Source organism: Bacillus solitudinis, from assembly GCF_002797395.1.
Classification (GTDB): Bacteria; Bacillota; Bacilli; order Bacillales; family Bacillaceae_D; genus Halalkalibacter_A; species Halalkalibacter_A solitudinis.
Genome location: NZ_KZ454943.1, coordinates 4,528,947 through 4,553,830, shown reverse-complemented (window position 1 = coordinate 4,553,830; position 24,884 = coordinate 4,528,947). Strand labels below are relative to the sequence as shown.

Below are 24,884 nucleotides of genomic sequence, written 5' to 3'. Positions count from 1 at the left end.
CTTTTTTCAGTGTCCTCTTAAGCTCTCGCGGCGTTTTAAATATCAGGATAGTCCACAGATTTTTTTAAGAGATCGGTCATAAAGGATTTTTTAAAATAAAATGCAAAATTCTTATTTGAGATAGGAGCGTTGTAAACGTGTGAATAGATAGGCCTATAGGGTTTTGAATCTTTCGTTCGGATTTGAATGTATTTTCCGCTTGACGTATGAAGCTGACCGTCTGTTTTAATATGATTTTTCATTTGTTCGATGATGGTATGGAAATCTTCTTCTAGTTGATGATAAAAGGCGTCTCCTTTTATCATTTCGAAATAAACTGGTTTTTTAAAGAACCAGTCAGTTGGTTCTCCCATTTTAACGACAGGGATATAGATTAATCGATTTATTTTCTGATATAATCGAGATTCCTCAAAACCTATATTATTTAATAAATCATCAACTTGGGTTGCCAGTTGGGTGATAAACATCGTTTCAATTGGAAGTCCATTTACCTTTGCTTTATTTGTTTTTAATTCTCCGTCTTCAAAATCGGTTAAGCTATTGCCATTCTGTAAACCTAAAAGAATTTCGAGAAGTTGTCCAATTCTTCCTTTATTAATCAAATCAATTGAGATATCCTTGAATAAAGTTTCAAAGGGGATATCATTGATAGTTTGATTTTGCATTTTATCTAATGCATCTAAAAGTTTCATTTATAATCACCTCATATTTTTTGACCAGACACTAAGTAATGAATATAGTTTTGTAGTACGTTTTTTTTGAAAATATCCGAAAATTAATTTCCCAATATAATTATATAGGTTGTAGGAGATTATAACTAGGGTTTATTTGTGATAAATGGAGGTTTGTATAGATGATAGCTGATACAAGTAAACTAGCTCGTCCTGTTTTAAAATGGGCTGGTGGGAAGACACAACTGTTAAATACCTTTGAAACATACTACCGGGACCTATTAAAAGAAAGAAATATTAAGAAATATGTCGAGCCGTTTGCCGGAAGCGGGGCCGTATTGTTCGATATTGTGCAAAAATATGAGATTGAAGAAGCCTATATTTGGGATATTAATCCTGAATTATATACAGTATATGAAGTGATAAAAAGGGATGTCGCTAGTCTTATCAGCATTTTAGAAAAATTTGAGCTAGAGTTTATTCCACTGGACAAGGAAGCTAGGAAAGAATACTATTACCAAATTAGACAGGATTTCAACTCAGATTTGTTGGAGTTTGATTTTAGGTCTTATCATGAAAAAAAGATGATACGTGCAGGGCAGTTTATTTTTTTAAATCGAACTTGCTTTAATGGATTGTTTAGAGTGAATAAAAAAGGATTATTCAATGTTCCGATTGGAGATTATAAAAACCCAAGAATTTGTGATGAAGATAATCTTCAATTAGCTCATCAATTCTTGCAGAGGGTTCACATCCATTTGGGGGATTATAGAGAAAGTAGAGACGTGATTGATACGGAAACGTTTGTTTACTTTGACCCGCCATACAGACCTTTAAATACATCGTCTAGTTTTACGGCATACAGTAAATTCGACTTTACTGATAAAGAGCAAGAAGAGCTTGCTACATATTATAGAGAACTACATGAAAGGGGTGCCTTATTAATGCTTAGTAATTCCGACCCCAAAAATGTGGATGAAGATGACAACTTTTTTGATGATTTATATGAGGGTTTTACGATTGAGCGAGTTAGTGCTAGAAGAAATATAAATTCAAAAGGCGGTAGTCGCGGAACAATAAGTGAGTTATTAATTACCAATTTCTAAAAAATAACTGAGACTAGGTATCGGACGTATTCAAGTACTTTACTAGGAGTTGGAATAATGATTGAGATTTTTCATGAACTAAATAAGGAGAATATCTTTTTTAAAGATGATGAGTTTCTTTTAGTGAAAGAAGATAGCTTGCAGTTATTAAAGAAAATGAATGATGAATCTGTTGATATGATTTTTGCGGACCCACCTTACTTTCTCTCTAATAACGGGATAACCTGCAGCTCTGGAAAAATGGTGTCCGTAAATAAAGGGAAATGGGATACGTTAAATTCACTTGAGGAAATTCATACGTTTAATACAAGTTGGCTGAAAGAATGTCAAAGAATTTTAAAAAAGGATGGGACGATTTGGATTTCTGGAACGTTTCATAATATTTACTCCATCGGCATGGCGTTAAATGAATTACGCTATAAAATATTAAATAATATTACGTGGTATAAAAGAAATGCTTCTCCTAATTTAGCCTGCCGATATTTTACCCACTCGACAGAAACCGTTTTATGGGCAAAGAAGAGTGAGAAAGCTAAGCACTACTTTAATTATAGTTTAATGAAAGAAATTAATAATGGTAAACAAATGAGAGATGTTTGGGACATCCCCACTACGAAAAAAAGCGAAAAAAAACATGGCAAACACCCAACACAGAAACCAATTGCTTTGTTAGAAAGAATTATCTTAGCCTCCACAACAGAAAATCAATTAATTCTTGACCCTTTTAATGGGAGTGGAACAACAGGCATTGTGGCAACAAAGCTAAACCGAAAGTATATTGGAATTGATTTGGAAGAAGAATTCTTATCCCTTACTGAAAAAAGGTACAAAGACGATGTTCAACTCAGTATTTTTTAACATAGACATTGTATTAGGCTAAAACTAAATGTAATGATAGATAAGATAGCATTAAGGCCACTGAAAAAGGACGATTTTCGAGGCCACTGAAAAACCCTTTGAAAGCATTTCGAGGAAGTAGGAATGGCTTCACTCGTTGCGCGCCTTGCTATGAGAAAATCACTCATAGCAAGGCTTTTTAAAACCGGGCAACGGCTCCACGCATTACTAAGAGGGCACTGAAATAGGAAAGCACTCTTTTTCAGTGTCCTCTTTCAAACTTCTCCTTCTAGACGAATAAGCAGCAAACGCATGTAATTGAGAAAAATATGGTACGATAGACAGTAAAGCGTTTGAACAATAAAGGAGATTATGGATAGCAATGGAACATATATTATCTAATGAAATTTTAACGTTAATTTCGGAAGAGAGATTGAAGTATTCCGATGAATATGAGCATTTAGTTGGAAAAGGTGGCTATGTGTCGCCTGATTCTGATTTGGTGATAGATGCTGTTGTCGCCTTAACAATGGGGAAGAATGTTTTGTTGAAAGGTCCAACAGGTTCAGGCAAAACGAAATTTGCAGAAAGCCTATCAAAACTATTTCAAAGACCGATGCACATGGTGAATTGTTCCGTCGATTTAGATGCAGAAAGTTTATTGGGCTTTAAAACATTACATTCCGTGGACGGTAAACAGACCATTGAGTTTGTATCTGGACCTGTAGTAGAAGCAATGAAAAAAGGGCATTTCCTCTATATTGATGAGGTCAATATGGCAAAGCCTGAAACATTACCATTAATTAATAGTGTGCTTGATTATCGAAAAACGTTAACCAATCCTTTTACTGCTGAGGTTGTTAAAGCTGAACAAGGCTTTGGTGTTATCGCAGCAATAAATGAAGGTTATGTCGGAACGGTCCCATTGAATGAAGCCTTAAAAAATCGTTTTGTGATTATTGAGGTACCTTATGTTGAAGGAACGTTGCTTGAAGGACTGATACGTGTAGAAACGCGATTAATAGATGAAAAAACGATTGAACAATTTGTTCGTTTGTCAAAAGACTTAATTTTAGCATCAAAACAAGGTAAATTGTCCGAGGATGCAACGTCGATTCGTGCATTACTTGATGCGTGTGATCTTGCCTCAATCATTCCACCATTAAGAGCAATAAAACGGTCTATTATTGATAAATTGGACGAAGATAGAGAAAAGGAAATCGTAGAAAATTTAGCAGATACTTTATTTTAAGCTTTGAGAAGAGGAGAATAGATGAAATTTATCTTGTTTAATGACTCAAAAGTCGATACAAACCTTTTTCTCCAGCTTCAGGATTTAGCCGGAGTGCTAGCAGAAAATGAGGAATTAGAATTTGACTATCATTTCGGGCACTATATTGACCAAGCTAAAAACCGAATAACAGCGAGTCACTTTTGGGACAATCGAAATAATTTGGAGATGGTTGCCGGTTATAAAACCGACCTTATTTTACGTGCGATTGGCACTAGAAAATATACGAATGAAGATGTTTTAAATAATTATAAAAAGTTAATGGAACCGACTCATCTTAAAAAATTTGCACAACAGCTGTTTACATTATTTGAAGATATTCGAATTGAGGAATTATGCAAGAAAGAACGACCTGGAACTGAGAAGTTATTTACGATTCGCAGAGAAACTTTAAAAAAATATTATCGCAGTCAAGCTCTAACCAATAAGACGATGAGCTATTTCATCGATGAGCTTTTTTGTTTGATTTTTTTAACGGTAGAAGCGACGACGTTTCATGAGAATTTCCAAGAGGCAAACGAGAAGCAATGCCAGTTACTTGATGTTCTTAAGCCGACTATATACGAAGTGTTTGAAGCAAGTAGCACGTCAGATATTGCACGAATTTGTGAAACCATTGTATTTCGTTTAACGTCAGATTATGAACGAGACTCGATGAATGAATATTTTGTCTATCCGTTTTATGAACAAAATAATATCTTAAAAAAAGAGACAAGCTTTGATGATTTAACGAGAAACGAAGAATTAAAAAATGATGATGAGGCAGCAGGTGACCAACAAGATAATGATAGTTCCGAGCAATCCTTTTCAACGTGGCACAGGGAAATTGAAGCAGATGAACAAACAAATCAAACCTTTCTTCAATTTGAACTAGAGAGTGGGACAAAAACAAATATGCTCGGGGATGGTGCACGGGAGAGTGAGGACGGTGACCAGGCCATGGCGTCAATTCAAGGAGCCTCCGGGAAAAGTAAGGAGAAAGATTATTCTTCTCTTGAAGCCTTGCAAGAAACGGAATCGAAGGAGCAAGCTGGTGCTTCTTCGAAATACGGTGAGGAAAACAAGTATGCAATAGGAGTCGATAAGCATGTGACCACACTGACAATGGACGAAATAAGTACGTATCAATCATTTGTAGAGGAGATCGATGGTTATCGTCGAAAGTTAGCATCAACGATTGAAAAAACGTTGGAGCATAAAAAAACGAATCCTAAGCGAGACTTACTCTATGGACGTCTCTCAAAAAAACTGTTACCAATTACATTTGAGGCCGTGCCGAGAGTCTTTTATAAAAAAAACAGTCCATCATCTGATATTGATGCGGTATTTACCTTATTGGTCGATTGCTCTGCTTCTATGCATAATAAAATGACGGAGACAAAAAAAGGAATTACATTATTTCATGAAGTCCTAAAAAAACTTAGAATCCCTCATGAAATTATTGGTTTTTGGGAAGATGCGAACGAAGTAAAAAAGGGATTTCAACCTAATTACTTTCATCGGGTTATTTCCTACGAACAGTCGATTCATAGCATAGGTGCGGAAATTGTTCAGTTACAACCTGAAGAAGACAACCGTGATGGCTTTAGCATCCGCGTTGTAACAGAAGAACTTATTAGACATCCAGAAAAACATAAGTTTTTGCTAGTGTTTTCTGACGGTGAACCAGCTGCAGACTCTTATGATCAGAACGGAATTGTCGATACACATGAGGCAGTGTTGCATGCTAGAAAGCAAGGGATTGACGTAATCGGCATGTTTTTAGCAGATGGGGACATAGAAGAAACCGATGAGAAAACAATGCGTAATATTTATGGGAAAGAGCATGTTCTCATTCCGAGTGTTGATAAATTACCTGAGCAATTTGCCCCTTTATTAAAAAAGTTGATTTTAAAGTCGTTATAGTCGAAACAGATGATTTATCTGATGAAGCAATTGCACATAGTAGATATGGAGGAAGATTGAGTGAGCAATTATGAGAAGTTACCTTTTAATTTTGACCCGAAACGTCCATTCTTTGAACAACTAAATGAATGGATTGGGGATGTGTTTTATGATATTTTACCCGAAGCAGGAATGGAACTGCGTGATGAGCAGATTTTTATGGCCTTTCAACTTGAGAAAGCATTTATTGAAAATAAAATAATGTTTGCTGAAGCAGGTGTTGGAACAGGGAAGACGATTGTCTATTTATTATATGCATTATGCTTTGCACGATATAAACGTAAACCTGCGATTATTGCCTGTGCTGATGAATCATTAATTGAACAGCTCGTAAAAAAAGAAGGGGACATTGCGAAAATCTCTAACTTGTTAGGATTGTCGATTGATGTACGACTTGCTAAGTCAAAAGACCAATATCTTTGCTTACAGAAACTTGACCAAGAAAGAGAAACAGAAGATTATCATGAAATTTATGACGATATGTATGTTTCATTACCACCATTCGTACATTCAAATCAAACGATGCAATCATACTATCATTATGGCGATCGGAAAGAATATCCAACGCTTACGAATGAGCAATGGAATAAAGTAGGTTGGGATTCGTTTCAAGACTGTTTCGTATGTGAGCAGCGACATCGTTGTGGCCAAACCCTTTCACGGGAACATTACCGGAAGTCAACAGATTTAATTATTTGCTCTCATGATTTTTACATGGAACATGTATGGACGTATGAATCAAGAAAACGAGAAGGACAGCTCCCGCTTCTACCTGAGGCAAGTTCAGTTGTGTTTGATGAAGGACATTTACTAGAAGTTGCCGCACAAAAGGCATTAACATATAAATATCGACATGACGTCCTAGAAGAACTTCTGACGCGCTTACTTGAAAATAATGTACGTGAAGAATTTGCTGTTCTTGTTGACGAAATGATTTCGCAAAGCCTTCATTTGTCATTTTTACTGCGTGATCATTCAAAAGTGGTCCAAGGTTCCAATCGAAGGGAGCTTGTCAATGAAGAGATCGTTATCTCTGAAGCAAGTCGTTTTGTCTCGTTAATCTCGCGACTAGAAGATGAGATTGTTTTTGAAAGTGAACTTTATACGATTAATGAGTATCAATTAAAAATTGTAGAAGAACATTTAGATATGATTCAACATGCGCTTTCTATTTTTGTGAAAAGAAATAATGTTATTTCTTGGGTGACTGAGGATAAGCAAGGCTTCACGCTAGTTATTATGCCACGTCTAGTTGAAGAAGTATTAAAAGAAAAAGTATTTTCAAAACATATTCCGTTTATCTTCTCTTCAGCAACATTATCAACAAATGAATCGTTTTCCTACTTAGCTGAGAGTTTGGGAATTGATAAGTTTCAATCATTTACTGTGGAATCACCGTTTGATTATGAAAATCAAATGAAGCTTTATGCACCAAATATTCAAAACGAGAAAGCTTTTGAACATAAGCTTGATTATACGTATAGTGTGTTGAAAGAAACCAATGGTAAAGCCTTACTTCTGTTTACAAGTGAAGAAGAATTAGTACAATTCAAAACTGCGGTAGGAAATACGGCATCTTTTAATGAATGGCGCTTTTTATTCGAGGGGGAGCAGGAAATTAGTGAACTTATCTCTAAATTTCAAGAGGACATCAATTCTGTCCTTTGTGCGGTTAGTTTATGGGAAGGTTTAGATATACCTGGAGAATCTCTCTCAAACGTTATTATTTGGTCATTGCCATTTCCTCCTAAGGATCCAGTGTTTGAAGCCAAGCGAAATGCAGCAAGCTCTGCCTATTGGGACGTGGATGTTCCGTACATGATGCTTCGTTTACGTCAAGGGATCGGTCGCTTAATTCGTACTCACGCTGACCGAGGAATCGTTTCAATTTTAGACGAACGAATACATGAAGATGAGAAGCTTTTAGGATTAATTAAAGAGATTGCCCCAGTGGGGATTTCTTAAATGTCTTAAAGACGAATAGTAATATTTAGAGGCCAATGAAAAAGGTGCGATTTTCATCTTTTTTCAATGGCCTTTCAGCAATGAGCGCAACGTGTGGAGCCATTAATTTGCTAAAAGGGACTTTTTTAGTGCCCCTCTAAGCAGTAAGTATCGCTGTATCTCTTCCAGAATTGGTTTCTATCTGAATTATTTTTTTCTGTTTAGTTATGTGGCGAAAAAGCAGTTAACTACTCCGATGTATATTCAAGATTAGATGTTCCATCCTAATGATGTAGGGATATAATAGCTGAGAGGATGGTATATATTGGACACGAATTTAGCTTATTTACGTGAATCATTATCAAACCATGTAGACAATCACGAAATCTGTCAACGAATCTATAACAGATTGGAGCAGCACTCGTACGAGAATGAGGAAGCTTTTGTAAATGGATTAGATGATGGAGAAGCAGAGATTTTAAATTTAATTCTAGAGAAAGAAATAGGTTACGCCCGTCAGGAAGAGGATGAACAAAGAATTGCGCAATTAAGTGGAGTTTATGAATTATTAATTTAAGGTATGAGTATAACGGAAATCGGGGCATTGTTTTTTTTGAACAATGCCCTTACTCTTAATGTAAGGAAATTTCCATTTCTATAAGAAGCAGAAAAGGGAGTTGACATATGGATAATAAAGATAGAAATTTGCAGGAGGAACAGGAACGGGTAGACAGCGTCGTTGCTCAAATTGGGGAACGAATAGAGGAACTAAAAGTGAAGGTCGGGGGAGTAAAAGAAGATGTTGTTGATATCCGAAAAAAGTTTTGGGATGATGTTACCGTTAATTTAGAGAATGCGGAAGAAACAGCTGAAACAGTTGCTAGTATTAAGCAACAGGCAGAAGTGTTATCTGAGCAGGAACGTCGTCATCAGCATGATGTGAAACAACTGAGAAGTTTACATAGGCTCAAGGATAAGCCATATTTCGGTAAAATTATATTTACCGAAGAGGATGAAACAGCAGGAGAAGCTATTTATATTGGAACGGCATCATTTGTGGATCGAAATGGCGTCGACTTTTATGTTTATGATTGGAGGGCACCTATCTCAAGTTTGTATTATGATTCAGGGCCTGGGACTGCAAGTTACGAGACACCTGTTGGGACTATTTCCGGTACGATTGATGAAAAACTGCAGTTTATCATTCGGCAAGCGAAGATAGAGCATATGTTTACGACTGGCATTACAATCGGTGATGAAATGCTTCAGGAAGTATTGGGAGAACAGGCTAATTCGCAAATGAAGAGTATTGTTGCAACAATACAGCAGGAACAGAATCAAATTATTCGTAATGAACGTTGCCGTATCTTAATTGTTCAGGGCGTTGCTGGAAGTGGGAAAACCTCAGCTGCTCTCCAAAGAGTGGCCTACCTTCTCTATAGGTATCGGACGACGTTACAAGCCGATCAGATAGTTCTATTTTCACCTAATCCAATGTTTAATAGTTATATTGGTAGTGTCTTACCCGAACTTGGGGAAGAGAATATGCAACAAACAACGTTTCAAGATTATATAGAGCATCGTTTAGGAGACGAGTTTTCTTTAGAAGATGGATTTTCTCAAATGGAATATGTCTTAACTGATTCGGAAAAACCAGAGTATTTTGCTCGATTAGAAGGAATTAAATTTAAATCATCGATTCGGTTTATGGAAGAGATGGATGTATTTGTGGAGAAATTAAATGAGGAAGGCCTTGCTTTTAAAAAGATAAATTTAAAAGGGGAAGTCTTGTTCTCAAATGAGATGATTGAAACTTGGTTTTATGAACTTGATCCAACTCTATCGATCCCAAATCGCATCAACCTTGTCTGCGAACGCTTACTTAAAGAGCTTAGAGAAATGGAAAAGCAAGAACGCAGAAAGGAATGGGTAGAAAGGGAAATAGAATTACTTGATAAAGAAAGTTATCTTTATGCGTTTAACAGAGTGAGTAAACAAAATGAAGACCTTAAAGACGATAGCTTTTATGATTACGATCGTGAGGAAGAAATCCTGAAAACGATGGTTATAAAAAGACATTTTAAAAAAGTCCGACATGCAATAAAAAAGATTCGATTCTTGGATGCCCCAAAAATATATATGACTTTTCTTAAAGAGATTAGTCAACTTTCAGATTTAAAAGATGGTAGGGAAATGTTTAAGCAGGCGACAAGTCAGATTGAAAAAGGTGTATTACCTTTTGAAGATGCCACGCCATTCTTATATTTAAAAGGGAAGATTGAAGGGTTCGAAATGAATACTATCATTCGGCATGTCTTTATTGATGAAGCACAAGATTATTCGCCATTTCAGTTTGCCTTTATAAAGAGCATGTTTCCTAGAGCAAAAATGACGGTTTTAGGAGATAAGCATCAGTCGATTTATACGCATTCACTATTATCTTCTTTTCAGTCATCTTTACAGTCACTATTTAAACACGAAGAGATAGAATCGTATGAGTTAACAAAAAGCTATCGATCAACAAAACAAATTACCGAATGCACGAAATCCATTATTGATGCGGACATTGAACCTTTTAATCGTGAAGGAAATAAACCTATCATTACACGTATTAAACAAGATGGTGATTTATATCAATGGTTGGTGAAAAGAGTAAGCCAATTAAGAGACGAACGAAAACGTACAGTTGCAATTATTTGTAAAACAGCACAAGAGTGCGTGCAAGCTTATGAACAATTAAAAGAATTGTTGTCAATCAGGCTCATGACAAAAACCTCCACCGGCTATGATGAAGGTACTCTCATCATTCCTTCCTATTTAGCAAAAGGAGTTGAGTTTGACGCCGTCATCGTCTATAACGCTTCGAGCTATGTCAAAGAAAGTGAGCGTCATTTATTCTACACGGTATGTACGCGAGCGATGCATAATCTAGATATTTGCTATAAAGATGTTTTCCCGTTTTTAAAAGATATTCCAAAAGAAACATATATAGAGGATACAAAACATGGTTTTACGAGTTAAACATCAAGGAGGTAACGATGGATAAGTTACAAAAAAATGAGCGTTCAATTAAATTTGTAAAGCGTGTAGAAATTCAAAAAAATAGTGAGACTCATTCATCAGGACTTGTGCTCGAACCGGGTAATTGGGGGGAATACGATCCGTTTCTTCTTTTAGCAGAAGATTATTTCAAGCGAGGAACGTTTCCGTTACATCCACATCGTGGAATGGAGACGTTCACCTACGTTATTGACGGAGTCCTTGAACATTCAGACAACCAAGCGGGTGAAGGAGTTCTTAATCCAGGGGATGCCCAGCTTATGACGGCTGGAAAAGGAGTCCTTCATAGTGAGGATCCTCTCGAAGGAGAAACTGTTCATTCACTTCAGCTTTGGTTAAATTTACCTAGTGGATATAAAATGACAGAACCTCGTTATCAAAACCTAGTAGGGGAAGAGATGCCAACAAAAGAAGAGCATGGAGTCAAAATCCGTGTTTTCTCGGGAAGGTCGAATGGTCTTGTGGCAGAGACGAAAAATTATATTCCATTTAATATGGTTGAAATTACAATGGAGAAAGGAACAAATTATATCCAAGATATCCCACCTGCTTACAATGGATTTGTATATGTCCTTAGTGGAAAAGCCGAAGTTGGGGAAAGCGGGCAAATGGTTCAAACAAGGGATGTGGCACTGCTTGATTCAGTAGAGGATACGACTTCAAGTCAGCTTACTATAAATGCGCTGGAGACAAGTCAACTATTGTTTTATGCCGGTAAGCCAATTAATGAACCCGTGGTTGCCAGAGGTCCTTTTGTCATGAATACAGAGGAAGAAATTTATCAAGCATTTGCTGATTATCGGGATGGGAAATTTAAGTAATGTTAATGTGAGTTATGATTACCCCTGAAGATATTTCCATCTAAGGGGGGAGGTTGATTAATTTGATTCTGTTCTAGCATGTGAATAAAATAGGAGGTCAAAATGATTGATGCACATCTTCATTTAGATCAATATAAGGTAGGTCAAATACAAGAGTGGGTTAAAACATGGCAAGAAGCAGGTGTTGAACGTGTTATGGCTGTTTCAACTAACTTAGCTTCTTCCTACAAAACATTAGAACTGCAACGATGTTTTCCTTCTTTTGTTCATGCTTGTGTGGGGTTTCATCCAGAATATTCACTTCCGCCGGAAAAGGATGTCCTAGAGTGGGAAAAGCTTCTTCAAATAGAGCGTAATCGGATTACTGCAATCGGCGAGATTGGCTTACCCCACTATTCGCTGGAAGCTAACTCATTAGAGAAGCACATTGATCTCCTTAAACATTATCTTGATATAGCATCCGCTCAGGAATTACCCGTTGCTCTGCATGCAGTTCATGAAAAAGCGCATCTCGTCTTACAACTAGTAAAAAAGAAGCAAATACAAAAAGCACATTTTCATTGGTTGAAAGCACCTAGAAATGTTGTACATGCGATCGTTGAAGCTGGATATTATTTATCTGTGACCCCTGAAGTTTGCTACCGAGAGCGTGATATGGAGCTAGTGAACGACGTCCCTTTAGCAAATCTACTGACTGAAACAGATGGACCTTGGCAGTTTGAAGGTCCGTTTAAGAACAAACCGACTTCACCATTACTATTACGTGATGTTTTGTTTAGCCTCGCAGAAATCAAACAAATGAATGTTCATGAACTAGAAATGCAACTTACATTGAACACGAAGAACTGCTATCAGCTTAGATGAAAGTGTTTTTCTTCTTAAGAGAAATAAGATGAAGTGGTTGCCATTAAGGAACCACTCTAGTTAAATAAAGTAAGATAAAGGAGTTGAAGCATATGAATGTTATGAAACTATTAAAATCGAGACGTGCGATTCGAAATTATGAACCTCGTCACGTAGAAAAAGAGAAAATTGAGCAATTATTAGAAGCAGCAACATTGGCACCAAACGACCGAATGAGAGAGCCTTGGAGCTTTTATGTGATTCAGGGTGAAGCCAAAGATAAGTACGTACAACTAGCGAAAGATTATTTAGAAGAACGATTCCAAGCAAAACCTAAATTAGTAGAAAGTTCATTAAAAGTAGTGACAACAACACCAGCCATGATCGTTGTTGCTTCGGATATTGTAGAAGGTGACGACGAAGCTACGAGAGATAATGAGTATGCTGTTTGCTGTGCCATTCATTCCATGTGGCTTATGGCGATGGATTTAGATTTAGGTTTCGTTTGGAGAACAAGAGGAGTCGGACTTGTCAGCGACGCACGCATGAATGAATTTATAGGCTCACTTCAAAATAAGAAAATTATTGGAACAGTTTACATAGGGTATCCTGATCAAGAAGCATTAGACAAATTAAAACCTAAAACTAGGATCCCATTTTCTGAAAAAACAACATGGTTATAATAAGGGGTGGTAGACATGGAGAGGCTTAACATAGAAGTTGTACAAAAACATCTTTCACAACTTTCAGGATGGGCAGTATCAGATGAAAAATGGCTTGTTAAAAAATATCGCTTTCGTTCGTATCTTAGCGGAATTGAATTTGTAAATAAAATTGCGAATCTTTCGGAAGAAGAAAATCATCATCCGTTTATTTCGATTGATTATATTTTGGTAACGATAAAGCTTTCTTCTTGGAAGGCAAACGGCATCACGAATCTAGATTTGAGATTAATAGAGGAATATGACCAGTTTTATGCTGAAAGAAAAGAAGGATAGACTATTTACTTATTGTTTAATTCCTTGTAATCTTTACATTGTGGGAATTTGAAAAAAGGGGACACATGAAATGATAAAAGCTGTTTTTTTTGATTTGGATGATACACTTTTATGGGATCAAAAAAGTGTCAAAGAAGCCTTCGTTGCAACGTGTAAGGTGGCACAGGAGAAGTATGGTTTTGATTTAGAAGAATTCGAAGAAGCTGTACGCCAGGAAGCGAGAGAACTATATGCTTCGTATGAAACCTATGATTTTACACAAATGATTGGAATTAACCCATTCGAAGGGCTTTGGGGAAATTTTAATGATGATGATGACAATTTCAGAAAAATGAAGGATATTGTCCCTACATATCGTAAAGAAGCATGGACAAGAGGATTAAAGGCGTTAGGAATTAATGATGAAGCATTTGGTGCTGAACTGGCTGAACGCTTTCCGAAAGAACGTCGCAAAAAGCCATTCGTGTACGAGGAATCATTTAGTGTGCTCAACAAATTAAAAGGGACGTATCAATTACTTCTACTTACTAATGGTTCACCAGATTTGCAAAATACGAAGCTTGATATTACACCTGAGCTTGTTCCGTATTTTGACCAAATCGTTATCTCAGGTGCATTTGGAAGAGGTAAGCCTGACGCAACAATCTTTGAACACGCGCTTTCTTTAATGAATATTGATAAAAGTGAAGCGATTATGGTTGGTGATAATTTAATGACAGATATTCTAGGTGCGTCAAGGGTTGGAATGAAGTCTGTTTGGATTAATCGTCATAACAAAGAAAGAAATGAAGTAATTCCTGATTTTGAAATTACACATTTAGATGAATTATTTCCTATTTTGGATGCGTTAAACCAGAAATAAGATTGTGGGGGTGTGTCATGACTTTATGGCACACCCTCCTTTGGAGAAAATCCAAGGTTGATTAGTTAATAACAAACCACATAAGAATGCACCCTTTATATATATAATTTCACATACCTTAATGTCTTCTTGAAGTTTAATTTAATTTATTTAGAAATTTCATTTAGAAATGGACAAAAAAAAGCCCATACTTATGGACTTTTTAGCTAGCTTCTTTATATCGATTTTCCCATTTATTTCTCCATTTATCTCGGCGTTCACATCGATTTCCTTTGTATAGATGCTTATATTTTTTCCAATGAGTTTTCCATTCATCTCTTCGTTTAGTTCTCATTCATCCAAACCCCTTTGCTGTCTTTTTTCGTCTCCTTCTAAGTATTCACTTTATAAGTCGTCGAACCCTTTGATAGATTTTAGCTAGTTCTGTCTTCTTTCGTCTAATGAAGATGAAAACAGGTTTTTTTGGATTTCCACTTTAAAAGGCAGGAGTTTGAAAGCGCTTTATTGAAACCGTAATAAAATACTAATTAAGTCTATTATATCTCAGAGAGGGGTAGTCATTATGAAAGCGCAGATTGAAGTTAATGCACACCGTGCCTTAGGAGTAAGAAATGTAATGATTTATGGTCATTTTATTGAGCACTTTCATCGTCAAATTTATGGTGGAATATATCAACCTGGTCATAAACTTTCTAATGAAGCTGGCTATCGAACTGATGTGATCGATGCGTTAAAAAACATCAATGTTCCAGTAATGAGATGGCCAGGTGGATGTTTTGTTTCGAATTATAACTGGAAAGAAGGTATCAGCATAAATCGAGTTCCTTTTTTTGATAAAGCGTGGCGGGTTGAAGAGAGCAATCAATTTGGAACAGATGAGTTTGTTGATTACTCTCAGCAAATTGGTGCCGAACCATATATTTGTACAAATGCTGGAACAGGTACCGCAGAAGATATGAGTGATTGGGTGGAATATTGTAATTTAGAAAACGAAGGAAAGTGGGCCTCTTTGCGGATAAGTAATGGAAATATTGAGCCATACAACGTAAAATATTGGAGCATTGGTAACGAGAATTATGGTGATTGGGAAATCGGGGCGAAATCATTAAATGAATGGGGACGTTTCGTTGCGGAATCAGCAAAAATGATGAAGCGTGTTGATCCTTCGATTGAATTATTTGCAGCTAGTATCCCCGATTTAGATTGGAACATTAACCTTATTCGAGAAGCAGGCAAGTATTTAGATTGGATTTCAATACATGGCTATTGGGATGTTTTAAACGAAGAAAATAATTTATCTGATTTTGAAACCTGTATGGCGTATACACTAGATATTGAACCGCCAATCTTACAAACAAAATACATTCTTGGTTCACTCGGATACCTTGATAAGATTCGGATTTCATTTGATGAATGGAATTTACGCGGTTGGCATCACCCACATGTAAATTCTTCAACAGAGGATTATTTATCTCCAAGGGACTTAAATGATGCAAATGAGAGCTATACAATGGCCGACGCTATCTTTTCTGCTTGTTTTTTAAATCAATGTTTAAAGCATTGTGATATCGTGCAAATGGCAAATTTCTCACCCACTGTAAATACGAGAGGAGCTATTTTTACCCATGAAGATGGGATCGTCCTACGATCAACCTATTTTGTATTCCAATTATATACAACATATATGGGAGACGAAGTAATTGATTCTTACGTAAGTGGTGGCGATACATTTCGTGTTGATAAAAAAGGAATAACCGTTGAAGTCCCTAGTTTAGACGTTATCACAACGCGTCATTCATTGACCGGAGATATTGCCATAGCGATTGTGAACAGGCACCCGAATGAGGCAAAAGAATGTGAACTCAACATCCGACAATATGATAGGACCAAGATTACTTTATATAGTCTCCAATCTGATTCCAAGGACGCCTATAATGACATTGATAACCCAACACGAGTTAGTATTAAAGAACAACAACTAACAGTCAATCGTCAACCCCATCTCATTTCTGTACCTCCTCACTCTGTTAATATGGTTTATTTAACCAGAAACAACTCATAACATAAAGTCGTTGCTTTTGAAGCATAATAATTCTTGCTTTTAACTATTTACTAGGAGCTGAAACGATGAAATGGCAGAAATCCTTATTATCGATGATTCAAAAGCAAGAGGGCAAAATAGTTTTGGCAATTGATACATCAACAAATGATACGGAAGCTCTTATTGAAAGCATAGTAAAGCTTTTTAAAGAAGTGAAACCAGAAACAACGTTAGTTCAGTCGGATTTTAAAATTAGAGACATTTCCCCAATTGAGAAACCGAACATTCACTATTTTACACATGGAAAATCGTCATATACAGAGGTGCTGGAATGGGGGAATGAAAATAAAATTGACACACTCTTCTATATTACAGATGTAACAGGCTACTTCTATGAAAACATTCTTATCGATTATGAAGTCGTCTGGCTTGTTCCAAACGATTTTATTCCTAAAGTACCTTTTGGAAAAACTTTAAAAATTGCATAATTTAAAGAGTCTAGGCCCTGTCTAGACTTTTTGAAAGTAACTGTTTTGTCTTGTAATCTTTTTATATGATGGATACATGAATGACAATAACCAATCTCCCCGTCAAATTCATACCAAGATTCACATCTTAAACATCGCTTATGTAATACATGGTTAATTACGAGGTCGTACCCATAGTATCTTGGTTTTCGTTCTATTCTCATAAGATAACCTCCATACATTGGCATAATTTATTTTATGCCATGTATAAAAAAAGGTGTGCCAATATTTCTTTAATGAAAATATTTGATGTCTCCTTGGTCATCTGCCATTTTTGTTTGACCAATGCCTTCTTCCGCCACTTTTAGTCTGAATTTCTCATACAAATATAATGAAAACATTTCAAATCGTTCGTGTTCACTCATGTCTTTCATTGTTTTTTCAATATCATTATCACTGAACTCTAGGAGGATTCCACGAATAATTACATAGGCATCTTCTTCGTCTCCAGTTAAATGGTTTTTGTATAATTTATATAAATCGTCAACAAATCGCATTCAAAGCACCTCTTATTCTAATATAGATATAGTTAGTTTGACTCCCTTAAGAACTTTTATGAAAAAGTTGTCCATGTTTCTCTACATATATATATAAAGAATGGTTACTCTATCCTTGTACTACAAAATTAACCATCTTTAGGAGGATGAAGTCGAATGTATCAAAACACAAATCTTAGTGGTCAGCTGCAGCAAATGCTTCAACAAATGCAACAAATGGAACAGCAACATGCATCTCAATTAAAGCAAGTAGCTAACCAGCTTCAACAAATGGGTCAACATGAAAATATGGCTGGTCAACAAATTCAACAGTTATACACAATGTGTAACCAATTAATTCAAGAAAATCAACATCTTAAACAAAGTCAAATGATGATGCAACAACAGTCTCATCAGCAACAGTCGCACCAACAAGGTCAATACCAACAACAGTCGCCCTCACAATTTCAATAATAGATAACAAGGGATCTCTTAAAGGGTTTATACCTTTTAGGGGGTCCCTCAGTATTCAAATCAAGATTTAGCTCTTATCGTCGTAAAAAATATGGTTAACACCAAGAGAATCCTCTATTGTAAGAATGCAATAAGAGAAGTAGGGCTGCCGACGTTTATCAGTAGCAGATCCAGGATTGATTAGGAGGATTGATTCAGCCTTTTTTAACTGAGGGATATGTGAATGACCATATATAATACAGTCAACCTGTTTGGAATCAAAGGCCCTTAAAGCGCGTTTCTCCGTTGTAGATTTCTCTCCATGACCATGGATTACCCCAATATTAAAACCATTTAAATGAAGCAATAATGTTTCCGGGAAATTATCTTTTATCTCTTGGGAATCTGTGTTTCCAAAAACTCCTTTTACTTCCGTATAACGACTCAGTTCATGAAAGACATCAAGTGTATTCCAATCACCTGCGTGAATGAGTAAGTCACAATTGGTTAAATCACGGAGCACTTGTTTTGGAATGGCCTTAGCTTTCTTTGGATAATGAGTATCAGATATAATCATCACTTTCATAAACTCATCCTTTTTGTTTCCATTATTAGATAGGTAAAAAGTTATCATAATTTCAGTGTAACGGAAAATACTAACATATAACAATGGTTTGCAAAAGGAGATGCTTATGAGGACAACGTCATATGTGCTATTAATACTCATTATATTGCTCACTCTTGGTGCTTGTCGGATGGACAATGCCGATCAAACAATTCCTACAGAGATTCAAGGAACATCCCTACAATCCATGCGTCCAACTACCGTCGCCGAAGAGCATGGACAATATTCCATACAACAGTCAGAAAACAATGTTCAGTTTTATACAAGACTAGAGATTGCGCAATTATTACCTGAAGGTGTAGAAGAAATGACGATTGAAGAGATTATGGCCTTAATTCCCAAAGGATCCATTCATTTGACTGAGGAAGAAGTTATTGAATTAATTCAAGAGGGTGGGGAGCCTCTTCCTTTTTAAGATGAGGCTCGCTTATAATCAAAAGCTGCTACAAGGTATCTATAGAATTATCCTCCCCAAATGTTTGTTGGGGGAGGAATTCTCAGCTTGATGAAACGAGATGTTGGAGGACTTTTTTGGTTTCGGTAATTTTTTGTTGATTTCCTACTTGCATATACCGATGTAATTGTATTAGATAGTAATCAATCTCATTATACTGTTCTTCTTTTTTGATCTGTTTTAAAGAAAATTCTTTTGTTTGGATGTAATAGCTAAATTGAATAGACTGGTCAAGTATGTCAATCACCTGCTCACTTTGTATTTCTGCTAAAATTAATTCTAGAAATCCTTTCTTGCGAATGAACATTAATTTATTATTCATTTTTTCATTATAAATATTTAAAATCATTTTCCCCCGATCAAATCCCCAAAAAATCGCAAACTTTTCTTTATATACATCCTGGATGATTCTATTTAATTGCTTCTTTGTGACATGAAAGGATAATGAATCATATTTATACGAATTTACCATAGATGCTCACCTCTTTTAGGATTCGAAAAGAATTAACAGAAATCAAATGCAGATAATGTAAGCGCTTAAATGAATTTTAAAGTGTAACTCCACTCTCTGCAATATTTAATTATAGAATGTTAATGGTAAAAAAATACTTTAAACGACTTTATATTTATATTGCGGTAAGCATATATATAGTATCAAATATTATTTGGACTACACCCATATTTTAACCGGCGAAAAAACCGAAAATTTCTTTCGTCTTTTTTCTTTATAGATAGTGAAAAAGATGGGGGGACTCTGAAACCGATGGACATCTATGAAAAAATCGAAGAAATGGAGTACCAACGAACGAAGATTCAGTCTGGAGGAGGAGAAGAGCGAATTCAAGCTCAGTATGAACGAGGAAAGCAAACAGCAAGAGAGAGAATTACAATATTACTTGATGATGATAGTTTTGTTGAACTGAATCCATTCATTCACGGTAAAAATGAGGAGGGTCATTCTGTTGGTGAAGGAGTCGTAACAGGCTACGGGAAAATAGGAGGCAGACTTGTCTTTTTATTTTCCCAAGATTTCACGGTATATGGTGGTGCGGTTGGGGAAATGCATGCTTTGAAAATTACCAAGGTTATGGATTTAGCAGTGGAGAACGGTGCTCCTATCATAGGTTTAAATGATTCTGGAGGAGCAAAAATCCAAGAAGGTGTGCTTTCACTAAATGGGTATGGACAGATTTTTTATCGCAATTCCATTTATTCTGGTGTCATTCCGCAAATTTCAGTCATTATGGGTCCTTGTGCCGGCGGTGCAGTATACTCTCCTGCTCTTACCGATTTTGTATTTATGGTTGAAAACACGAGTCAGATGTTTATCACTGGGCCCAAAGTTATACAAAGTATGACGGGGGTAAATATTGATGCGGAAGAATTAGGAGGGGCCAACGTGCATTCAACATTGAGTGGAAATGCACATTTTACGTCTCCCTCAGAAGAAGAAGTATTAAATAAAGTTAGACAGTTAGTTTCCTTTTTACCTCTAAATTACAAAGAAAAACCCCCACAAAAACATGTTAGTTTAAAAGAGACACAACTAGAGGTTGACTGCGCACGTCGATTGATTGATGTTGTTCCAATGGATGGAAAGAAACCGTATGATGTCCGAAAAGTTATTGAGTTAATTGTTGATGCAGGGGAGTTCATGGAGGTTCAAAAAGATTTTGCGAAAAACATTGTTGTTGGGTTTGGGCGAATACATGGTCGACCTATTGGGATTATAGCGAATCAGCCAAAATACATGGCTGGAGGATTAGATATTAATGCCTCAGACAAATGCTCAAGATTTATACGCTTTTGTGATTGTTTCAATCTTCCTTTACTAACATTTGAGGATGTGAGTGGATTTATTCCTGGAATTACCCAAGAACACCTCGGGATTATTCGACATGGCGCAAAAATTATCTTTGCATATTCCGAAGCAACGGTCCCTAAAATTACAGTTATACTAAGAAAGGCTTATGGTGGGGCGTATGTGGCCTTAAATAGCAAAGCCGTCGGTGCTGATCAAGTTTTCGCTTGGCCAAATGCAGAAATTGCTGTTATGGGACCTGAAGGGGCAGCATCCATTATTTTTAAAGAAGAAATTGACCATAGTGAGAATTCTGCGGAAACTAAATCCGCTCAAGTTGAAGAATATCGTAATAAATTTGCAAATCCATATATTGCTGCTGCGAGCGGGATGGTAGATGATATTATTCATCCATCTGAAACAAAAAAACGAGTAGCTAGTGCATTAGAGATGCTTCAACACAAACGAAAAACCTTACCTGAGAAAAAACATGGAAATATCCCTTTTTGAACAGGAACAATGCATAAGAGGAAGGGATTGGGTGGAGCAAATTGTGAAAAGAGGCGAGCATAAATGAGCGAGAATGCAATTCCAACTAGAATTGACCATATTGGTATAGCCGTTGCATCCATTGAAGAGGCTCTTCCTTTTTATGTGAATCACCTGCATATGAGATGTGTTTCGATTGAAGAGGTTAAATCAGAGGGAGTCAGGATTGCTTTTCTTTCTGTTGGTGAATCGTTTATTGAATTATTAGAACCTCTTACTTCGGAAAGTCCTGTTTCTAGCTTTATTAAAAAATATGGTGAAGGCATTCACCATATCGCTTTAGGCGTCACCAGTCTCCAAGCAAGATTAAAAGAATTAAATCAAAATAAAGTTTCTCTTATTCATGAACAATCTAAACAAGGGGCAGAGGGCTTAGATGTTGCATTCATTCATCCTAAGGCTGCAAATGGGGTGTTATATGAATTATGTGAACGTAATCGTCCAGTAAGGGATTGTGACAATTAACTTTTTATTGTTCCTTTTACTATGTATAAAATATGCTCTTCTATTAGAGATAGTCAACCTTACTTTGAGGGTAGGGTGGCTATTTTTTTTGTTTAGATAGTCAATTATTGTGATAAATAGTGTTTACTGCTATTAGCACTAATCTAAAATGAGCGAGTTGAACCGATACCGACTTTAACTTTCATAAGGATAAACATGGAAAACGCCTTAAAAATCTGTTAGACTATTATTCCACTAATTAGGAGAGAGGTAGGGTGGGGATGAAGCGAATTATGGTTATGGGAGTATCTGCAGGTGTTGGGAAATCAACATTTGCCAAGCGATTAGGTAAAGAGCTTGGCATCAAAGCGTATCATCTAGATACAATGTTTTGGAAGCCAGGTTGGATTCAGGCGTCTCTAGAAGAATTTTCAGGAGCCCAAAATGAAGTCGTAAAAAAGGAACAATGGATTATTGACGGAAATTATAGCAGTACCGTTAATCTCCGTGCCGCATATGCGGATGCTATCATTTACTTAGAGCTTCCCCTAGGTGTTTGCTTGTTCCGGGTTGTAAAAAGATGGTTGATAAACTTTGGTAAAACACGTGAAGATATGACTGTTGGGTGTGAGGAGAAATTAGATTGGGCGTTTATCAAATTCATCTGTACTACCTATTATCCTCGGAAACACTCCGCTGAGGAAAGGTTAGAAAAACTACAGAAGCTTGGACCCCGAAAAACAATAATCATCTTAAAGAGCAAACGTGAAATGGAAACTTTTCTTAAACAGCTACAATTTGAAAGAAAACAAGCTACATATTTATGAAATAACATTGTTGGTATAGTAGAGTGATGAAAGGATTATTGACTAGGGCCATCCCTTCATAGAAAGAGCGTTACCAAATAAATGTACCTTTGAAAATATCAAAAGTTAGGGGAAAAACTTATGGAAATTGCTTATGAACCATTCATTATTAGTGATAATAAGACTAAATTACAAGAAGAAACGATTTATCAGTTTTTAAAAAGGAGTTATTGGGCAAACAAACGTTCTAAAGAGAAAATCAAGAAATCAATTGAGAATTCTCTATGTTATGGAGTCTATGATGGTGAACGGCAAATTGGTTTTGCGCGAGTGATTACAGACTGGGCAACGATGTTCTGGCTATGCGATGTATTTATTGATGAGGACTATCGTGGAAAAGGTATTGGAAAAATGCTAGTTAAATCAATTGTTGATTCAGAAGAATTAAAGAATTTAACAGGGATCTTGGCCACTTTGGATGCGCACCAACTTTATGAACAGTATGACTTTTTTGTAGAATCTGAAAAATGCATGCGCAGATTACCAGAATTTCTCCGCAAATAAGAGGGTTGTTAAAGACGTCCTTGCCAGATAGCGGTACCTAACTTTAAGACAGTAGTGCTGTTTTAAAAAGGGGTCAAATATCCTTTCTGAAACAACATTTTTGTTGAGGCCACTGGAAAAGGTGAAAATCGTACCTTTTTCAGTAGCCTTCTTTTTGTTATTGTTTTCGGTAAAACAGCCGAGACACGATAATTCCAACAGCTCCTAAGCCTAGAAACAATATTGCTCTGATGACAATCGAGACATTCGGCAAATCAACAAAAATAATTTTCATTAACGTAAAGAAAATAAGGCCGATTCCAAATAAACGGACACCTTTATGCTGCCGAAGGACACCATATAACACGACCGCTACAGCGAATAATGTCCAAAGAGCTGATATGGTTAGGCTTGTGAGATTACCACTACTGTTTACTGTTATTGATTCCCCAACTATATTTAGAAAATGAAGCATAAACAAAGCATGTGAAACAAATAAAAAGCCAAGTAATCCACGTATGTTAAGAGATTTCTCTATTTCTTCCTGATGCTCGTTTATTAATATCCTTACAAAGAAGACACTAATAAACATAAAAACCCATGCGACAGCTTGTTCGGAAAAAATGTCCTCTAATCCATTAAAGAGAATCAACAGTATAGAGAGGGTATATGTCAATGTTCCAATAAATTTTTGAAGCCAACTCTCAACCTTAAATCCGGTGTATAACGCTGCACAGGAAGTTAATAAAAGAATTAAACCAATTTGTTCATATTTCACTAAATCAATAAAAAGTAAGCTTATTGAAATGGTTACGATCGGCAATGTGAGGGTGAGAACCCTTGGCCATTTTTTTTGGGAATAAATAGTTAAGATTCCATATAGGAGTATAGAGCTAAGTAAAAAAGGTACGTATAAATCTGATTCCAATAAGGCCACCCATGACAGACAGAGAACGAAGCTCGTTACAACCATGGCATATTGTGGCTTTAACAACGATCGCGCTAAGAAGGAAGCAAGTAAAGCTAGGTGTTGAATAATAACGGCACTTGCAACAACATAAGGAACTGATTCGGTGTTAAAAACAAAAACAAATAAAGCTAAGTGAAAGAATAGAATAGAGCTTGTAAACAGATAGACGTATCTCTGCCGTAAGGAGAATAGCAATAGCAATAAATAAAAAAGTAATTCATAACTAACAAAAAGATACACGTTTGCTCCATCACTATTTACTAAGAAAGGAGCTAATAAGCCCGCGGCACCTGCTAGAAGCGCAATTGGCTGCGAAGAGAATCGCTTTGCCAACATAATTCCGAGTAAAGACCAAACCAAGTTTAAGAATAAGGCCAGAACGGAAGGGATATAACCATAAAGAGTACCAGCAAACGTAGATAATATTAAGATAATGATTGCTCCAGCTAGTACCACTTGACCGAGGCCAAGACGCTGCCGCTGCATTTGCGTATACCCGATTAAGAGGGCTATTACTGCAGTGATATAACCCAAACACATTCTCGCTAACTCGTTAAGTAACCCCATATCAGAGGCTGCTTTAAATCCCCAAATAAGTCCAATAAGAAAGACAAACAAGAAAATTCTTGGTAACCACACTTGCCCAAGCCTTTTCTCCCAATCAATTTGTTTAATTGGTTTTGGTTGAGATAGTGGGTCTTTAACTTTTACGACATTAATTGGTTTCTGCTGTAATGTTCCTTCTTTTAATTGCTTAACCTCTTCTTCTAGATATAATATTCGCCTTTCTAATTGTTCATATTTCCGTTCATCCAACC

The 24,884-nt window shown here is 36.4% G+C and carries 26 protein-coding genes; 20 read left to right on the top strand and 6 right to left on the bottom strand.

Annotation, left to right across the window (positions count from 1 at the left end):
* Positions 1-35: 35 nt before the first annotated feature.
* Positions 36-692 (bottom strand): PDDEXK family nuclease, encoded by a 657-nt coding sequence (locus tag CEF19_RS22305; protein ID WP_100408087.1) that lies wholly within the window; start codon positions 690-692, stop codon positions 36-38.
* A 161-nt stretch (positions 693-853) separates the two neighbouring features.
* On the opposite strand from CEF19_RS22305, the gene CEF19_RS22300 reads away from it, so the two are divergent.
* From CEF19_RS22300 to CEF19_RS22245, 12 genes are all read left to right on the top strand, one after another.
* Positions 854-1,777 carry a DNA adenine methylase gene (locus CEF19_RS22300; RefSeq protein WP_100408086.1) on the top strand — a complete coding sequence of 308 codons (924 nt, stop codon included), beginning with the start codon at positions 854-856 and terminating at the stop codon, positions 1,775-1,777.
* 57 nt (positions 1,778-1,834) lie between these two features.
* Positions 1,835-2,635 carry a DNA-methyltransferase gene (locus CEF19_RS22295; protein WP_100408085.1) on the top strand — a complete coding sequence of 267 codons (801 nt, stop codon included), beginning with the start codon at positions 1,835-1,837 and terminating at the stop codon, positions 2,633-2,635.
* 361 nt (positions 2,636-2,996) lie between these two features.
* Positions 2,997-3,866 carry an ATP-binding protein gene (locus tag CEF19_RS22290; protein ID WP_100408084.1) on the top strand — a complete coding sequence of 290 codons (870 nt, stop codon included), beginning with the start codon at positions 2,997-2,999 and terminating at the stop codon, positions 3,864-3,866.
* Between the two features lie 21 nt (positions 3,867-3,887).
* The gene (locus CEF19_RS22285; RefSeq protein ID WP_100408083.1) at positions 3,888-5,810 is read left to right on the top strand and encodes a vWA domain-containing protein; all 1,923 of its coding nucleotides are present in this window, start codon (positions 3,888-3,890) and stop codon (positions 5,808-5,810) included.
* 60 nt (positions 5,811-5,870) lie between these two features.
* On the top strand, positions 5,871-7,814 hold the full coding sequence (locus CEF19_RS22280; protein WP_227522062.1) for an ATP-dependent DNA helicase: 1,944 nt from the start codon (positions 5,871-5,873) through the stop codon (positions 7,812-7,814).
* A 304-nt stretch (positions 7,815-8,118) separates the two neighbouring features.
* Positions 8,119-8,370 carry a sporulation protein gene (locus tag CEF19_RS22275; protein ID WP_100408082.1) on the top strand — a complete coding sequence of 84 codons (252 nt, stop codon included), beginning with the start codon at positions 8,119-8,121 and terminating at the stop codon, positions 8,368-8,370.
* Positions 8,371-8,477: 107 nt separating this feature from the next.
* Positions 8,478-10,814 carry an RNA polymerase recycling motor HelD gene (gene helD, locus CEF19_RS22270; RefSeq protein WP_100408081.1) on the top strand — a complete coding sequence of 779 codons (2,337 nt, stop codon included), beginning with the start codon at positions 8,478-8,480 and terminating at the stop codon, positions 10,812-10,814.
* 17 nt (positions 10,815-10,831) lie between these two features.
* Positions 10,832-11,674, top strand: coding sequence for a pirin family protein (locus tag CEF19_RS22265; protein WP_100408080.1), 843 nt, complete (start codon positions 10,832-10,834; stop codon positions 11,672-11,674).
* A gap of 102 nt (positions 11,675-11,776) precedes the next feature.
* Positions 11,777-12,538: a TatD family hydrolase gene (locus CEF19_RS22260; RefSeq protein ID WP_100408079.1), complete on the top strand. Its 762-nt coding sequence runs from the start codon at positions 11,777-11,779 to the stop codon at positions 12,536-12,538.
* A gap of 92 nt (positions 12,539-12,630) precedes the next feature.
* Positions 12,631-13,200, top strand: a complete 570-nt coding sequence (locus CEF19_RS22255; protein WP_100408078.1) for a nitroreductase family protein — start codon at positions 12,631-12,633, stop codon at positions 13,198-13,200.
* Positions 13,201-13,215: 15 nt separating this feature from the next.
* Positions 13,216-13,515, top strand: coding sequence for a 4a-hydroxytetrahydrobiopterin dehydratase (locus tag CEF19_RS22250; RefSeq protein ID WP_100408077.1), 300 nt, complete (start codon positions 13,216-13,218; stop codon positions 13,513-13,515).
* 70 nt (positions 13,516-13,585) lie between these two features.
* On the top strand, positions 13,586-14,377 hold the full coding sequence (locus CEF19_RS22245; RefSeq protein ID WP_100408076.1) for an HAD family hydrolase: 792 nt from the start codon (positions 13,586-13,588) through the stop codon (positions 14,375-14,377).
* Between the two features lie 202 nt (positions 14,378-14,579).
* Here the strand turns inward: CEF19_RS22245 and CEF19_RS24060 are convergent, their stop codons facing one another.
* Positions 14,580-14,711 (bottom strand): hypothetical protein, encoded by a 132-nt coding sequence (locus tag CEF19_RS24060; protein WP_264755149.1) that lies wholly within the window; start codon positions 14,709-14,711, stop codon positions 14,580-14,582.
* 228 nt (positions 14,712-14,939) lie between these two features.
* On the opposite strand from CEF19_RS24060, the gene CEF19_RS22240 reads away from it, so the two are divergent.
* Entirely contained in the window at positions 14,940-16,439 is a 1,500-nt protein-coding gene (locus tag CEF19_RS22240) for an alpha-L-arabinofuranosidase C-terminal domain-containing protein (RefSeq protein ID WP_100408075.1), read from the top strand.
* A 65-nt stretch (positions 16,440-16,504) separates the two neighbouring features.
* Positions 16,505-16,906 carry a VWA-like domain-containing protein gene (locus CEF19_RS22235; protein WP_100408074.1) on the top strand — a complete coding sequence of 134 codons (402 nt, stop codon included), beginning with the start codon at positions 16,505-16,507 and terminating at the stop codon, positions 16,904-16,906.
* Positions 16,907-17,178: 272 nt separating this feature from the next.
* Here the strand turns inward: CEF19_RS22235 and CEF19_RS22230 are convergent, their stop codons facing one another.
* Positions 17,179-17,442, bottom strand: coding sequence for a DUF6154 family protein (locus tag CEF19_RS22230; protein ID WP_100408073.1), 264 nt, complete (start codon positions 17,440-17,442; stop codon positions 17,179-17,181).
* A 156-nt stretch (positions 17,443-17,598) separates the two neighbouring features.
* Between CEF19_RS22230 and CEF19_RS22225 the strand changes: the two genes are divergently transcribed.
* Positions 17,599-17,895: a hypothetical protein gene (locus CEF19_RS22225; RefSeq protein ID WP_100408072.1), complete on the top strand. Its 297-nt coding sequence runs from the start codon at positions 17,599-17,601 to the stop codon at positions 17,893-17,895.
* 67 nt (positions 17,896-17,962) lie between these two features.
* On the opposite strand, the gene CEF19_RS22220 is transcribed toward CEF19_RS22225, so the two are convergent.
* Positions 17,963-18,460: a metallophosphoesterase family protein gene (locus tag CEF19_RS22220; RefSeq protein ID WP_100408071.1), complete on the bottom strand. Its 498-nt coding sequence runs from the start codon at positions 18,458-18,460 to the stop codon at positions 17,963-17,965.
* A 106-nt stretch (positions 18,461-18,566) separates the two neighbouring features.
* Between CEF19_RS22220 and CEF19_RS22215 the strand changes: the two genes are divergently transcribed.
* Positions 18,567-18,914, top strand: a complete 348-nt coding sequence (locus tag CEF19_RS22215) for a hypothetical protein (protein ID WP_100408070.1) — start codon at positions 18,567-18,569, stop codon at positions 18,912-18,914.
* An 82-nt stretch (positions 18,915-18,996) separates the two neighbouring features.
* Here the strand turns inward: CEF19_RS22215 and CEF19_RS22210 are convergent, their stop codons facing one another.
* Positions 18,997-19,425 carry a hypothetical protein gene (locus tag CEF19_RS22210; protein ID WP_100408069.1) on the bottom strand — a complete coding sequence of 143 codons (429 nt, stop codon included), beginning with the start codon at positions 19,423-19,425 and terminating at the stop codon, positions 18,997-18,999.
* Between the two features lie 291 nt (positions 19,426-19,716).
* On the opposite strand from CEF19_RS22210, the gene CEF19_RS22205 reads away from it, so the two are divergent.
* The 4 genes from CEF19_RS22205 to CEF19_RS22190 all read left to right on the top strand — a co-directional run bounded on the left by CEF19_RS22205 (position 19,717) and on the right by CEF19_RS22190 (position 23,117).
* Positions 19,717-21,264, top strand: coding sequence for an acyl-CoA carboxylase subunit beta (locus CEF19_RS22205; protein ID WP_100408068.1), 1,548 nt, complete (start codon positions 19,717-19,719; stop codon positions 21,262-21,264).
* 63 nt (positions 21,265-21,327) lie between these two features.
* On the top strand, positions 21,328-21,768 hold the full coding sequence (gene mce, locus CEF19_RS22200) for a methylmalonyl-CoA epimerase (protein ID WP_100408067.1): 441 nt from the start codon (positions 21,328-21,330) through the stop codon (positions 21,766-21,768).
* 260 nt (positions 21,769-22,028) lie between these two features.
* The gene (locus CEF19_RS22195; RefSeq protein WP_100408421.1) at positions 22,029-22,574 is read left to right on the top strand and encodes a P-loop NTPase family protein; all 546 of its coding nucleotides are present in this window, start codon (positions 22,029-22,031) and stop codon (positions 22,572-22,574) included.
* A gap of 120 nt (positions 22,575-22,694) precedes the next feature.
* Complete coding sequence (locus CEF19_RS22190; protein ID WP_100408066.1) at positions 22,695-23,117, top strand: GNAT family N-acetyltransferase; 423 nt, start codon at positions 22,695-22,697, stop codon at positions 23,115-23,117.
* Between the two features lie 157 nt (positions 23,118-23,274).
* On the opposite strand, the gene CEF19_RS22185 is transcribed toward CEF19_RS22190, so the two are convergent.
* Positions 23,275-24,882 (bottom strand): DUF2339 domain-containing protein, encoded by a 1,608-nt coding sequence (locus CEF19_RS22185; RefSeq protein WP_198510347.1) that lies wholly within the window; start codon positions 24,880-24,882, stop codon positions 23,275-23,277.
* Positions 24,883-24,884 lie beyond the last annotated feature (2 nt).